This window comes from Cupriavidus basilensis (assembly GCF_029335485.1).
In the GTDB taxonomy this organism is placed as follows: domain Bacteria; phylum Pseudomonadota; class Gammaproteobacteria; order Burkholderiales; family Burkholderiaceae; genus Cupriavidus; species Cupriavidus basilensis_E.
This window is the reverse complement of sequence record NZ_JARJLM010000455.1, coordinates 1-13,473: the sequence shown is the minus strand read 5'-3', so window position 1 is coordinate 13,473 and position 13,473 is coordinate 1. Positions and strand designations below refer to the sequence as shown.

Below are 13,473 nucleotides of genomic sequence, written 5' to 3'. Positions count from 1 at the left end.
GGCTGGCACACCGAGCGGAAAATGCGGCACTGCCCTGGACCCTGGGGCATGCGACTCTGATGTCCACGCCGACCACCGCAATATCGGTCCAAAGCTACAGTAGAAGGCGTCCCACTCTTCAGATGTTCCGGAGCCAATTCTGCGGACGCTGTGCATCGTACATCGTAGATTCCAAGAAGCGCATTGCGTATCGGAAGAGAAGTGGGCAGCACGGCGGAACTCCAAGAATCGATCGCGCTCGACGTGGACGTGATCAAGACTTATGTGGGTTTCGGACTCGGCGTCGGAGTCATCCCGGCATTCACCTGCTCGGCAAGGAATCGGCCGTCTGCGGTTTTGAGGTCGCAGCCTTAGCGAGTGTTTGCTGCGGTGGAGGTTCCCGCAAGCGGATCCGGGGCGTCCTCGGGAAAACGTCCAGTTCGCTTTGCTTGGGTTGCTCTTGCCACGAGGAACTGCCGGTCCAAATCGTTTGAGTGCTCAAACGACTGGAAGCTTTACTACCCCGGTTGGGTCTCGCATAATTGGCCTCATTTCGCAGGGATGGAAGCCATGAACACAGCGACGAGATTCGAAGATGAGATGCAGGTCGTGGGCAGTTATGCCGACGGCAAGTTGCTGGCCGGGAGAATGGGAGGCGTGGGCGTGATGTTGTTCAACCAGCCCGATAAGCGCAATGCGGTCAATCTGGAGATGTGGGATGGCGTATGCTCGGCCATCGACCTCTTCACGGCGGACGACGAGGTGCGTGTCGTCGTGTATGGCGGCGCGGGCGGAGAAGCGTTCACGTCAGGCAACGATATCAGCCAGTTCGCGGAACGCCGCAACAACGCAGAGGCAAATGCGGAGTTTGCGCGCATTGCAGGGCGCGGGCGCGAGAAGATGGTGGCATTTTCCAAGCCTAGCATTGCCTGCATCGAGGGCTATTGTCTCGGTGGAGGCCTAGCCACCGCGCTCCTGGCGGACTTTCGGGTCTCGGCGAGCGATGCAATATTCGGCGTGCCGGCGGCTAGGTTGGGAATTGCTTACGCCTTCGAGGCCATGGAGCGACTCGTAGAGGCGGTGGGCACGGCGCGCGCAAGCCTGATGCTCTACACCGCGCGACGGTTCAGCGCGGCGGAAGCTTTATCCATGGGGCTGGTGGACGTGCTCGCTGAAATAGATGTCGTCGCTGAGACGCTGGAAATCGCTCGCACGATTGCCGACAACGCACCGCTGTCGGTGATGGCTGCGAAGCACTCGTTCGAGCAGCTTCGCAAAGCTCCGCAAGCGAGAGATCTGTTCGCGATTGCCGAGCACATGCGCCGTTGCATGGACAGTGCAGACTACCGCGAAGGTCGCGCTGCTTTCCTGGAGAAGAGAAGACCCGTGTTCGTGGGCGCGTGAGGGGGGGAAGGACGCACGTGCTAAATGCCTTCCAGTACCATGGGTTCGACCCTCAGCGGTTTCAGGGCCGGGTCTAGCACTTCAAGAAATTGGTACACGTGTTTCGGAAGTTGGCTGTGGCGACGCAGCAGCACTGCGGATTCGGATGCATCGAACAGGTGGCCGACATTGCGTGCGCGAAGCTGATGGTCCTTCGCAGGCGAATAGGCAAACGCGGGGATGATGCCCAAGCCGAGTTCTGCTTCAACGAAGTTCTTGATGACGTCTGCATCGAGAGCCTCGACTGCGACGTCGACCTGCAGCTCTGCCTGCTGGAATTTTCGCAGAATTCGTGGACCCAGCGCCCGGGATGAGTACTGAAGGATCAACGGGTACCGTGCAAGTTTCTCCAGTGTCAAGTCTCTTTCCTTCAGAAGGGCATGGCCGGGAGGAAGGATCAGCAAGCGGGGTGAGCTCAGGAACTGCGCCGCCACAACTTCTGTGGGCAGTTCTTCGGGTAGGTGGGTCACACCGACCGTTGCCTTGCCGTCGCGTACGAGGTCAGCGACCTGGTTTGGCGTACCCAGCTGTACATTGATCTGGACGCTCGGAAATGAGCAACTGAACGCCACGATCGCCGGAAGGAGGAGATAACTGGCGTGGGTGTGGCTGGTCGCAAGAAAAATCGTGCTACGGGCTTCGCTGGCTCCTTTGCCCGTCACCACGCGGATGTTTTCCATGCATTGCAATACCTGACGTCCCCAGGCGAGTGCCTGTTTTCCTTCCTCGGTCAGGGCCACCGGCCTACCGCTTTGTCGTAGCAGGAGATCCGTCCCCAACTCATCCGAAAGCTGCCGCAATTGTTTGCTGATCGCAGGCTGTGTGACATTCAGTGCGGAGGCAGCGCGGGAAAGATTGAAGTCGGCGTCGGCCACCGCACAGAGGCATTGCAGCTGTCGGAAGTTCATGGTCTACATCTCAAGGGCCATAGATGCTAGCTTTGGGGCCCAATCGAATCAAGCTGGGTTTAGGGCCGCGATGTCTTGAAGCGCGGGGTTGGCGAGAGGTATCAGCAATTCTACGAGGCGTGTGTCGGTCGCTGCTCCCCGCGGTCGGCTGGCCGCGAACGCCGCTGCAACCTCGAAGAGCAATGCCCGTGCCAAGAATTAGTCCTGTCATTCCTTTGGAAATGCCGAGAGCACGAACAATGGTGTCTGCGCTGACGTCATAGCTGTCTTCTTCGCGGACAGTGGTTGCATGTCGAGTGTTCAGTCGATGTCTCGCCGCCGAGGGCCTAATAGCCCGTCAAGATCTTCAGGGCGTGAGCAACGGTTTTTCCCAGAGCCGTCGAATCATCGCATTCACCGCGCACACTTATTGCATGGGAAGCGACCTGCCCCCGACCTGAAGCCGTTTGATGCGCAAGGACGGGAATGTGGGACTGCGGCGTTGGAACTCTCATCGGGTGGATGCGCCGCCCGATTACGGGACATGGCAAGCTGGAGGCCGCACTCCGGTCGCTTGGGGGCATCCCGACTTGGACGTAGCTTCAGAGGGTTACAAGGTGCGCCAAGCCTCCTGGCTCATCAGGGTTTCGAACGCTGCGCGCTACTAATGAATCTCCGCCAACTGCAATGCCTCTGTGCCGTCGTGGACGCGAACTTCAACATCTCTCGCGCCGCAGATTTTTTGCACGCCACGCAGCCGGCGGTTAGCAAACAGCTGCAGCAGTTCGAAAAGGATCTTGGCGAGGCTCTGCTGTTGCGACAGGGCGGTCGTCCGGTAGCGCTGACGGAGGTAGGAGAGCGTGTTCTTGGCTGGGCAAGACGCGCAGTTCGTTGCTCGGGCCACATCAAAGAGCTGGGGCATGTAGGTGCAAGCAAGGGGCGGAGGACGATTGAGGTGGCGACCAGCCACGCGCATGCGAACTATGTTCTCCTTCCGGCCATCATGGCTTTCCGTCGCCGTTGTCCATTGCTTTCCATCAAGGTACGTATGGGCAACCCCGATGAAGTCGCCGGATTGGTTCGGGATGGTATGGCCAGCCTGGGCGTGACTCACAGACCCAACGACCTGCCAAGGGATACTGTGGCAGTACCTTTTCTCTCGTCGTCGCAGCTGCTCGTGATGCCGACGGGACATCCCCTGCAGAACGAGAGAAATTTTGGCTTGGAGGCCATTGCCCGGTATCCGCTCGTCATACAGTCGCCTTCTCGGCCTCAGGGCGCCCAAGTTGCTCGCAGCTTTCAAAAAGCAGGGATAGAGGTCAAGGTCACTGTCGAGGCGCTGGACGCCGACGTCATCAAGACCTACGTTGGAGCGGGACTCGGCGTCGGTGTGATTCCCGCGTTTACGTACTCACCGGGCAAGGATATCGGTCTGGCCGTGCGAGACGTAGCATACCTGTTCGATCCAGCGGTCTCCGTCATTCTCTTGCGTCGCCACGGCAATCTGAAGAAGTATCTGTTCGACTTTATTGCAGAGCTCAGTCCCGCGCTTGACCAAAGCGTGCTTGAGGCACACATGGGGGCGTCGGTGTAGCCCAAAGGCGAACCGGCCGGTGACCAGTGATTGAGATGGCCTTTGGCTCGGCGTTGGCCTGCGCGGCATGACCGGGTTGCTGCCCCATGTTGCGTTCTACCACCTGTTGGGCGGCGTGGTCAGGTTCTCTTGCAGGTCTACCCTGGAGGGATGAACCAAGAACGGCTCACTCTTGGACCACGATGCATTCCATCCGGTAAGAGACGCCCAACGAATCAGAATTCGACAGTGGCAGCTGACGCAACGACCATCTACCTGGTCCGGGTTCCGCTGAGAGAGGCTTGGTAAGGAGACAAAATGAGAACATTTCTGAAGAGAGCATTCGTCAGCGTCAGCATTGCCACATTCGCGCTGGCGGGTACTGCCGCAGAGGAGTATCCGACCAAGCCCATACGCATTGTGGTGCCATCGGCCCCCGGTGGACTGGCGGATATCGCCGTCCGGGTCGTGGCACAGAAGATGAGCGAAAGGTTAGGGCAGCCGGTTACGGTGGAGAACAAGCCGGGTGCGGACACATTGCTGGGCACCCGCTACGTAAAGGCCGCACCGGCCGATGGCTACACCTTGCTTTCCGCATCGAACACCATCTCGATTCAGGCGGCAATCAAGCTTGATGCGGGCTACGAACTGAAGGATTTCGTTGGCATTGGCCCCTACATCCGTTCGCCGTACGTAATGCTCGTTGGCGCAGCGCAGCCTGACAAATCTGCCAAGGACTTCATAGCGCGCGGCACGTCGAATCCAAAGAGCCTCAGCTTCGCGTCCGGGGGAGTGGGAACATCGCCCTACATGGCAGAACAGATGTTTCTCCAACGCGCAGGTTTGAATCTGATGCATGTGCCATACAAAGGAATTGCGGCTGCCATGCCTGATGTGATCTCCGGGCGTGTGACGATGATTTTTGACGCTGTCGGTAGCAGTGCGGGTCATATGCGCGCTGGACGGCTTCGTGCATTGGGAATGACTTCGACCAATCGATTATCAGCGTTTCCCGATGTACCGACCATTGCCGAGCAAGGCATGCCGGGCTTCAGCTCCTACGTTACGATCGGATTGCTCGCTCCGGCGGCAACGCCAAAGTTCATCGTGAAAAAGCTTGCGGCTGCATTGCAGGGCGCCATCGCAAGCCGGGAAGTGCGCGAGCGATTCGAGCCGGACGGTGCGGAGTTCGTGCCCGTCTCGCCGGAGGAATACATGGAATCGCTGAAGCGAGAACAAGCTGAGTTCGCGAAGCTGGCAGAGGAACTCGGAATTTCAAAACAGTAGGCATTTGTAGAATCGCCGTCCCTCGCGCGATGGACGATCTGCTTGCCAAGGCCGACTGCGACCTTGGCTGCGCCGCTGATGCGTGCATGAGACGACGAACGGTCGGCGGGCGGGCGCCAAGTTGACCTGGTCCCGACCGGATGCCGTAGCTAACAAATTTCAGAGAAATATATGACATCGTCCATCAGTCCAAAGGGAGAAAACCCACAGCAACCCTTCGCTGGCACCAATCGAGGGCCCCTTGAAGGCGTTGTGGTTCTCGACTTCACGACGCACAAGTCTGGCCCCATGGCGACCTACCTTCTCGCGGCGATGGGTGCCACCGTGATCAAAATCGAAGAGATCAAGGGCGATGCAGTGCGCGGGTTCGCGCCCTTCATCGGGCCGGACGGCGGCTTAACGATGTGGCGCGAACATCCTGATGCGATGTCGGTGCCAATCCTCAATCGCGCGCGAGGCAAACACAGCGTCACCCTGAATCTCAAGCGCCCCGAGGCGATGACGATCTACCGTGAGCTTGCCAGCCGAGCCGACGTCGTGATCGAGAACTACTCGGGCGGGACAGCCGACCGCCTCGGCATCGGTTATGCAGCGACCCGTGTCATCAACCCGCGCATCGTCTATTGCTCCATCAGTGGATTTGGCGCAAGCGCCATGTCCGGGAGAAAGGCGCTCGACGTGGTGATCCAGGCGTTGAGTGGAATGATGTTGGCCAGCGGCGAGGAAGGCCAGCCGCCGGTCCGCGTGGGCATGTCGGTCGCCGATACCGTCGCGCCGCTGTTCGCCGTGATGGGTATCAATGCTGCGCTGTTTCGACGCGGGCAGACCGGTCGTGGCGAGTACGTCGACATCTCGATGCTGGGAACGCTGACCGCCTTCCTTGCCAGCGAGGAATGGCAGGCGCTGGAGCGGCTCGGGCAGCCAACCCGGACCGGAAACTTTAACGTCAGGTCAACGCCCTTCGGTGTGTTTCGTTGCCGCGACGGCTATATCGCGACGGCGGCGGGGACCCACGACACGTTCGCCCACGCGCTGTTCCGGATGATGGGCCGCGCGGAGTGGGTCGAGGATCCGCGTTACGCTACGCTGTCGGCACGCAGTCAGCGCAATGCGGAAATTGTGGCCGCGGTCGATGCTTGGTGCGGTGAGCAAACCCGCGACGAAGTGGAAGCGAGAATGCTGAAGGCTGGTATTCCCGTGGCGAAGGTGCGCAGTCCGTCCGAGGCCTTGAACGACCCAGCGGTCAACGAGCGGCAGGAAGTTGTGAATCTTTCGCATCCCGCGCTGGGTGTCATGCCGGACTTGAAAACTATGGGTCTGCCGATTCGCTTTCATGAGACCGAATACGGAACCCGCACGGCTGCGCCTTGCCTCGGCCAGCACAATGAACTCGTCTACCGAGACTGGCTTGGATTTTCCGACGAGGCTCTGCAAGCTTGGAAGGCCGCCGGTGTCTTTTGACCATACGCGCCTCTTTCAGGCGGCAAGGCCTTTGGTTGAGCGGCGCCGTCCAGAAAGTCGGTGCGGGACTTTTTTCGCGCAGTCAAGCTTCAGATGAATGAGTGAAACCTGCGTCGAGATGTCGAATGCATCCTGCCTCGCGAGCATAGGCACAATAGACTGGCATGACTATTGCGGTAGCAAGCATGGTGATTACCCCGCGCGGCGCGCAAAGCGTGCCAGGCTATGGCTCCAGCGACGTGGGGATTCGCTGCGCTGCAAATACAAGAGTTGGGCCGGAGAATGAGGCGTTTTGCGGGGAAGACTATCGTGGTGACCGGCGCCCGGCGGTGGAATCGGTGCCGCCAGCGTCCGGCGATTCATTGCGGAGGGGGGCGTTGATCGTCGCCGGAGATGTTCGGGAAAGACATTCGCTAGAAGATCTGCTTGAAGAGGTGTCTCCAGCCTGGTGGTGGAATCGTTGCCTCACCGGGAATTCATACCCCAGCCTCCGGGCTGGGTTTTTTTTGCGCCCGGCATGGGCGCACTTCTGGAGTGCAAGTCCTCCCGCAAGCTGACACAGTGAGCGAAGTGGGGCCGGGTGCAATACTGCGGCGCTCTTGTGGTCAAGGTTCAGGAGGCGTAGATGCGGCGGTTAGGTGATGAAAGTGTGCGCTCTTACCTGGGAGATCTCGCCTTGTGCCTGAGGGGGCGACGGGGCTATCCCAAAATGCAGACCAGATTGATCGAATGGGCCAGCGAGCGGCGCCGGCTCGGCGATCCGTGCCTGCACGCGCTGGTTCGCCGCGACGGCGTTCATGCTACTCACAAGCGGTTCTTTCGTCTCTACAACGAAGCCGGACGTGCCGTCAGGCGACGCAGGAAGCGACATGGCGGCGCGGTAGAGCGACAGATTCTGGAGCGTCTAGAGTCTAGCCCTTGTTGCCCAGCACCATAGGTCGAATGTGCGCCGTGTCGACACTGCTGTGGAGTCGATGTTTTTCATGAGGACACTAGTGCATGTGCACCTCGCGACGCCTTCGACGGGCGGCCCTGGCATGTCGATTGCGAGAGGCCCTGTGGGCCACGATTGTCCGTGGCGTCAAGGACCAACACTCATGACTACGAATTCCTCCTCATTGCCATTTCAGCATGTGGCCGCCGAACTGCGGCTTTTTTGTGGGGCAGATAGCCTTGTTGCCTTGCAGCGAGAGCTTCAACGTGGCGGTTGCCGCCGGGCGGTAGTGGTCTGCGGACGGTCCGTGAGCAACTCGAATGCCATGGACCTGCTGCGCAACACGCTGGGCCCGCTACTGGTCGGGGAATGCAACACGGTGCGGTCCAACAGTCCGGTACCCGCCGTCGAGCAGACTGCGCGGATGCTAGGCGAGCTGGGGGCAGACGCTGTCATCGCGATAGGTGGCGGCTCGGCGGCGGTCACGGCGCGCGCCGCCAGCATCCTGCTGGCGGAGAAGCTCCCAGTGCAAGATCTGTGCACTCGGCGAACGCCAGGTGGCCAATTCGAAAGCCCCCGATTGAATGCTCCCAAGTTACCCCAGTTCGTGGTGCCTACAACGCCAAGCACAGCCTACGTCAAGGCCGGAAGTGCCATCCACGATTCAGATACCGGGCACAGACTTGCCCTGTTTGATCCAAAGACGCGGGCCAAGGCGCTCTTCCTGCATCCGGAGTTCCTTCGGACGTCGCCGGCCGAACTCGTCCAGAGTGCAAGCCTTAACACACTGTCCACCGCCGTGGAAGCGCTAGAGTCGCCGAAATGCGACCCGATTTCCGAAGCCATGCTGATGCATTCTCTGCGGCTGATAGCGCAGAACCTGGACGGCATGTCTCTCGAAAACGTCCCGAGTCGTGAGTGCCTGGCGATCGCGGCGGTGCTCTGCGGCCGAGGAACAGAACAATCCGGAGGCGGGCTTGCTTCGGTCCTAGCCCATGCGATCGGGCATCGAAGCAAAGTCGCGAACGGAATCGTGAACGCCATCGTCCTGCCACACACGATGCGATTCAATGCACCCACGGCGCTGCACAGCGCTGACAGAATTGTGGAGGGTTTGCGCTCTGTCTCTGCTGCCGGTGAATTGCAGCAGGTCGGCTCCGAGCGGGCAGTCGAGGTCCTGGAGATCTTTCTTGCGAAGCTGTCCCTTCCCCGCCGCTTGCAAGACATCGGCGTGGCCCAGGTCGACCTCGTCCACATCGCCGATGCCGCGATGTCGGACTGGTTCATCAGCCGCAACTCCCGGCGGGTGTCGGGTGCGAGTGAAGTGTTGGCGATCCTTGAGGCAGCCTGGTAGCAAATGCGGCGAGCGCTGCGGAGGTCCGCTTAACTTACCGCCCACCCTGAAATATTGAATCGACTTGGTCTAGCAGATCGCGCTTATGCTACGAGATGGCATATCCCTCGCTGCGGGCAATGGCATCAGGAACCGCCGAGCGCCAACCCGAGGTGTTCTGCGCCACATGCGGCGTCACCTTCATCTCCAGGCAGGCCTCAATAAACTCCTGCGCGTCGTAACCCTTGTCTGCACCCACTGTGATTTCGGTGTCCGGGTCGACCGTTGGCTGCCGGGCGTCGTTGAGCATGACCTTAGCAGCCTCGCGCTCGGCGTGTCCATCGGCGGTGCTCATCAGGGCGCTGATCTCCAGGCCGTGGCGGTTGCCGCTCAGGGTATGGCCCATGTAGCGCAGCTCACTGCCAGTCTTGCCTTTGCGATAGAGCTTCGCATCCGGATCGGTCCTGGACTGATGGGTGTCGTTGCTGCGCTTGTCCCTCCTGAAGTCGCCGCTATCGCCGTCGCGGTCGCTGCCATCCTTGCGAACAAAGCTCTTATGGCCAGCCCACGCCTGAATCAGTGTACCGTCCACGCTGAAGTGCTCGCGCGCCCGGTTGAAGACCGTGGGCACCCAGACTGCGTCGTCCATCGACAACCCGTTGAACCAGCGAAACAGCAGGTTGTACTGCGTCTGCTCCATCAGTTGGCGCTCGGACCGGATGCGCGATGCTCGGGCGACTGCCCTTGATGTCGACTTCATACATCCCCGCGAACAGCCGATCCATCTTCGCCAAGGCCTGATTCCATGGTGCGGATCGGGCGAAGTGGATGGGACTTGGGCACGAAATCGTCCAGCCGCCGCATGGTGAACAAGCTTTCAATAAAGGTGTCTGTGCCGCGCATGCGATTTCGAAGAGTGAATGGTGTCGAGTTCTCAAATCAACGTTTCGATACGTCGATGCGCTGACTCGGGGTCGAGGTACTTCAGCAGCCTGCTAGCTGTTATGCATGAAGGTGATGATATTCAGGAGGCCATATCAAGATCGAGCCGGCTTATTTCGCAGAGTGGCTTTTGTTTTTATCAAACACAACGTGCGTTTTCGACGTACACAACGGATACGGAGAGAGACATTCTTCTCCCACAAGGCGCGGCACGGGGCTGTAGCGGCGCGCTTCCCCAAAATTCGATCTTGGCATGGAGATTGCTGGTTGCTATGCGTCCACGTATTCATCCGGATTCGAACAGGTTATGTATTTGTTGTTTCCTGTCGGTCTCCGATCTTGCGAGGGATATAGATGGTCGGAAATAGGAGGAGTAATTCGATACGCTCAGGTACTGCCAGAGAAATGGGCAGTAACTGGGTCCGGCCAAACAAACAATATCGAAGAATGAAAGAGCTAGTGGGAAAGGAGATGGAATGAATTTGAAACAAAAGGCTGTGCTTTCGATGATCGCCTTGGCAGCCTCGGCTGGTGCGCAGGCCCAATCGAACGTGACGTTGTATGGAGTCATCGACACCGGCATCGAGTACGCCAACAATCAGCCAGGAGGCGGACACGACGTGGTTCGTCTGACCACAGCAAACGTGGCCGGTTCGCGATGGGGCCTGCGCGGTGTCGAAGACTTGGGCGGGGGGCTGAAAGGACTGTTTGTGCTGGAAAGTGGCTTTGAGTCTGACACAGGAAAATCTTCCCAGGGTGGCCGTCTCTTTGGCCGTGCCGCGTATGTGGGTCTGAAGAACGAATGGGGCGAGGTCCTAATTGGTCGCCAAAATGGTCCAATCTTTGATGTTGCCGGTAGCATCGACCCGATGTTCATCGTGCCGCGCTACTCACTGCTGGCCCAAGACGCCCAGTTCGCAGCGCGGGCAGACAACACCATAAAGTATGTGGGGGCCTTTGGTCCAGTCAAGACATCCGCAATGTATAGCTTCGGCGCGGATAGCGGCAAAGTAGGCGGCAGCGAGGTGCCAGGGCAGCCCAAGCTCGGCCGGGAGTTTGGCGGCAACATTGTGTATTCGGCAAACAATCTAAGCATTACCGCTGCGTACGATGAACTTAACAGCGGGACAGTCACTGTGACACCGGATGCCACGACGCGGCGTGCCACGCTCGCGGGCACCTATGCCTTCGGGAAGGCCACAGTTTATGCCGGCTACCGTTGGGGCAAAGCCTATGGTGGGGCCCTCCTGCCTGGTGCACCGGCGCAGAGCAATCAACGCTCGAATCTCTGGTGGACCGGTGCACGCTGGAATGTCGTGGGCGCGCTCACGCTTGCCGCTGCTGCTTACTATCAGGATTTCTCAGGTACCAACGCTGATCCGTGGCTGTTTGTTGGCTCGGCGGACTATGAGTTCTCAAAGCGCACGGATGCCTATCTGACCGTAGGCTACGCGAAGAACCGCCACGGATCAAACCTTGGGATTGGATCTGGCAGCTGGGGCTTTGGCACGGTGCAGCCGGGTGCGAACCAAGTTGGCGTAGTGGTCGGCTTACGTCACAAGTTCTGAGGGTGCCCGGAGATCGATAAGGCGTAGGAGGTGCAAGTCCACTACGATGAAGGAATAGTGGACCACATCGGCCCCGTCGTGCGCAAGCCGCCGTGAGGTGGTCGGCGAAGCGTCGGTAGGGGACTGTGTGGGTCAGCCATTGAGCCACGATAGTTGTGCTATTCCGGGGGGCGACGCGATTCAGAACGCGGAAGGCAACATGGAGGGGCGTGCGAGCGCCTCGACGACCCGGCGTGGTCAAAGGCCCTGGCACGCACGGCCGCTCCTTGCTCGGGAACCGGGAGATCTCCCGTCTGGCCGGTCGCAGCATGGGCTGGTCAGCATTGGGAAGGCGAGGAGCCGTAGCCAATGATGAACGGACGGGAGAAGTTGGACTCTGCAGTAGTAGCGAGGAAGCCTGCGAACAACGCCCGGAAATCGGCTACGGAGGGGGTAGAACGAGGGGTGAGGAGCAAGGGGAACACGGGGCAGTGCAACACGTACAAGGCGCAGAACTGGGCAAGCGTGTCACAGGGACTAGAACGTGTACGGCAGGCAAGCTACGAGCCAGCGGGAGAAGGGAGCGGCTCACAGCGCTGCTGCACCACGTCACGCTGGAGCGGCTTCGGGAGTTGTTCTATGCGATCAAACGCAACGCATCTGCGGGAGTGGATGGCATGCGTGGTGGCACTATGAGGGAGGGCTGGAACAGTATCTCCGCATCTGCACACGCACGTCTCAGGGGAGCGTATCGTGCAGGACCCGTTTGGCGGCAGCACATGCAAAGTGGGCCGGCAAACAGCACCCACTGGGGATCGCCGCGCTGGAAGACAAGATCTTCCAGCGCTCCGTGGTCGAGGTGTACGGGTTCTGTCCTGGGCGTAGTCAGCATGATGCGCGGGACGCGTTGGCAACGGTTCTCATCCGCACCCCGGTGTACTAGATTCTGGGTTCCGTTCTTCGGGGCTTCCTTGACTCAGTTAGCGAGGAATAGCTCGACTGGATCATCGAGCACCGGATTGGCGATCAACACGTCATCAGCCTTGTTCGCAGGTGGCTCAAGGGGGCGTTCTCGTCAGCGTCCGTGACTCAGGCACACCGCAGGGATCAGTGGCATCGCCTCTACTAGCGAACGAGTACCCTCTGGGCCTACCACTTGCGGTACGCGGATGATTTCGTGGCCCGTTGCGCGCGAGCTGCGACGCATCTAGACACAGCGCCGTTCCGATCTCTCCGCCACAAAGCCACGCAACGAGACGTGCAAAGTCAGGCCTGGCCACCATGCTGCTCATTGAGCGATCGAGGTCGTCGTCGATCACCTCAATGTCGCGGACTCTCCGGTGCTTCGCTTCTTCGACCAGTTCGTACAGTCGGCGCTGGCTTTCAAGGTTCATCCGGACTTGTGCCTGCATCGGCTGTCTGACACAGACCACTGCCTCGCGGTTAAGTACCGTAGGGCGAACGATCGGCATTCGTCATCGTTATCCCCCCTTTGCTGCGCCGCAGCCGGCGGCCAGCATTAGCCGGCTGGCAAGATGTGCGAGTGCTTTTGTGCGCTGCGCCGCGCTCTTTCCGCGCAGTTCGACGGTGTCGAACGTCATACTCATTCTGCGCGGTGCCTGCGACGGCGACTGCTGGTCTGCTTGAACTACCTTTGGGAAGGATCTTTTGGGATTTTCCCGGACGATGTAGGAACCGTCCGGCGAGGTTCGTCGAAAACCTCGCTCATGAGTAGCTGATGCAAATCGCGCAAGGCCGCCGCAGCAGGCTTCATTTGCCAACGGCCACTCTTGCGAGTGACCTCCATCCGCCATCGCTTGAACCCCTGGCTGTAGAGCAGGCAGAGAAAAGGAGGGCGGAATGCTGTGAGCGTAGGTCGGCCGGAAACGCTGCAATCGGGAGCGCCGCTTACCAGACCCGAGGCCCTCAGAACATCAAGCGACGGCCTTGCCCATCTCCTCTACGACCTTCTTGGCATCACCAAATACCATCATCGTTCTGTCCATGTAGAACAGGTCATTGTCCAGGCCCGCGTAGCCGGCGGCCATCGAACGCTTGTTCACGATGATGGTCTTGGCCTTGTAGGC

The 13,473-nt window shown here is 59.6% G+C and carries 8 protein-coding genes and 1 pseudogene; 6 read left to right on the top strand and 3 right to left on the bottom strand.

The window, feature by feature from the left end:
• Positions 1–549 precede the first annotated feature (549 nt).
• On the top strand, positions 550–1,383 hold the full coding sequence (locus P3W85_RS27615; protein WP_276267093.1) for an enoyl-CoA hydratase: 834 nt from the start codon (positions 550–552) through the stop codon (positions 1,381–1,383).
• A gap of 20 nt (positions 1,384–1,403) precedes the next feature.
• Here P3W85_RS27615 and P3W85_RS27610 read toward each other — a convergent pair whose 3' ends face one another.
• Complete coding sequence (locus tag P3W85_RS27610) at positions 1,404–2,330, bottom strand: LysR substrate-binding domain-containing protein (protein WP_276267092.1); 927 nt, start codon at positions 2,328–2,330, stop codon at positions 1,404–1,406.
• Between the two features lie 646 nt (positions 2,331–2,976).
• Between P3W85_RS27610 and P3W85_RS27605 the strand changes: the two genes are divergently transcribed.
• The 4 genes from P3W85_RS27605 to P3W85_RS27585 all read left to right on the top strand — a co-directional run bounded on the left by P3W85_RS27605 (position 2,977) and on the right by P3W85_RS27585 (position 8,918).
• Positions 2,977–3,903: a LysR substrate-binding domain-containing protein gene (locus P3W85_RS27605; protein WP_276267091.1), complete on the top strand. Its 927-nt coding sequence runs from the start codon at positions 2,977–2,979 to the stop codon at positions 3,901–3,903.
• Positions 3,904–4,200: 297 nt separating this feature from the next.
• Positions 4,201–5,169 (top strand): Bug family tripartite tricarboxylate transporter substrate binding protein, encoded by a 969-nt coding sequence (locus P3W85_RS27600; protein WP_276267090.1) that lies wholly within the window; start codon positions 4,201–4,203, stop codon positions 5,167–5,169.
• Positions 5,170–5,340: 171 nt separating this feature from the next.
• Entirely contained in the window at positions 5,341–6,630 is a 1,290-nt protein-coding gene (locus P3W85_RS27595; RefSeq protein ID WP_276267089.1) for a CaiB/BaiF CoA transferase family protein, read from the top strand.
• A 1,097-nt stretch (positions 6,631–7,727) separates the two neighbouring features.
• Positions 7,728–8,918: an iron-containing alcohol dehydrogenase family protein gene (locus tag P3W85_RS27585; protein ID WP_276267088.1), complete on the top strand. Its 1,191-nt coding sequence runs from the start codon at positions 7,728–7,730 to the stop codon at positions 8,916–8,918.
• Positions 8,919–9,009: 91 nt separating this feature from the next.
• Here P3W85_RS27585 and P3W85_RS27580 read toward each other — a convergent pair.
• A pseudogene (locus P3W85_RS27580) lies at positions 9,010–9,800 on the bottom strand (transposase); the annotation flags it as partial.
• Between the two features lie 515 nt (positions 9,801–10,315).
• Between P3W85_RS27580 and P3W85_RS27575 the strand changes: the two are divergent.
• Positions 10,316–11,407, top strand: a complete 1,092-nt coding sequence (locus P3W85_RS27575; RefSeq protein ID WP_276267087.1) for a porin — start codon at positions 10,316–10,318, stop codon at positions 11,405–11,407.
• A gap of 1,913 nt (positions 11,408–13,320) precedes the next feature.
• Here the strand turns inward: P3W85_RS27575 and P3W85_RS27570 are convergent.
• The coding region (locus tag P3W85_RS27570; protein ID WP_276267116.1) for an NAD(P)(+) transhydrogenase (Re/Si-specific) subunit beta at positions 13,321–13,473 on the bottom strand (153 nt) is incomplete at its 5' end.

Excerpts from the sequence above, each read along its gene's own strand:
- P3W85_RS27615 (WP_276267093.1), top strand. The coding sequence starts at position 550 with ATGAACACAGCGACGAGATTCGAAGATGAGATGCAGGTCGTGGGCAGT.
- P3W85_RS27610 (WP_276267092.1), bottom strand. The coding sequence starts at position 2,330 with ATGAACTTCCGACAGCTGCAATGCCTCTGTGCGGTGGCCGACGCCGAC.
- P3W85_RS27605 (WP_276267091.1), top strand. The coding sequence starts at position 2,977 with ATGAATCTCCGCCAACTGCAATGCCTCTGTGCCGTCGTGGACGCGAAC.
- P3W85_RS27600 (WP_276267090.1), top strand. The coding sequence starts at position 4,201 with ATGAGAACATTTCTGAAGAGAGCATTCGTCAGCGTCAGCATTGCCACA.
- P3W85_RS27595 (WP_276267089.1), top strand. The coding sequence starts at position 5,341 with ATGACATCGTCCATCAGTCCAAAGGGAGAAAACCCACAGCAACCCTTC.
- P3W85_RS27585 (WP_276267088.1), top strand. The coding sequence starts at position 7,728 with ATGACTACGAATTCCTCCTCATTGCCATTTCAGCATGTGGCCGCCGAA.
- P3W85_RS27575 (WP_276267087.1), top strand. The coding sequence starts at position 10,316 with ATGAATTTGAAACAAAAGGCTGTGCTTTCGATGATCGCCTTGGCAGCC.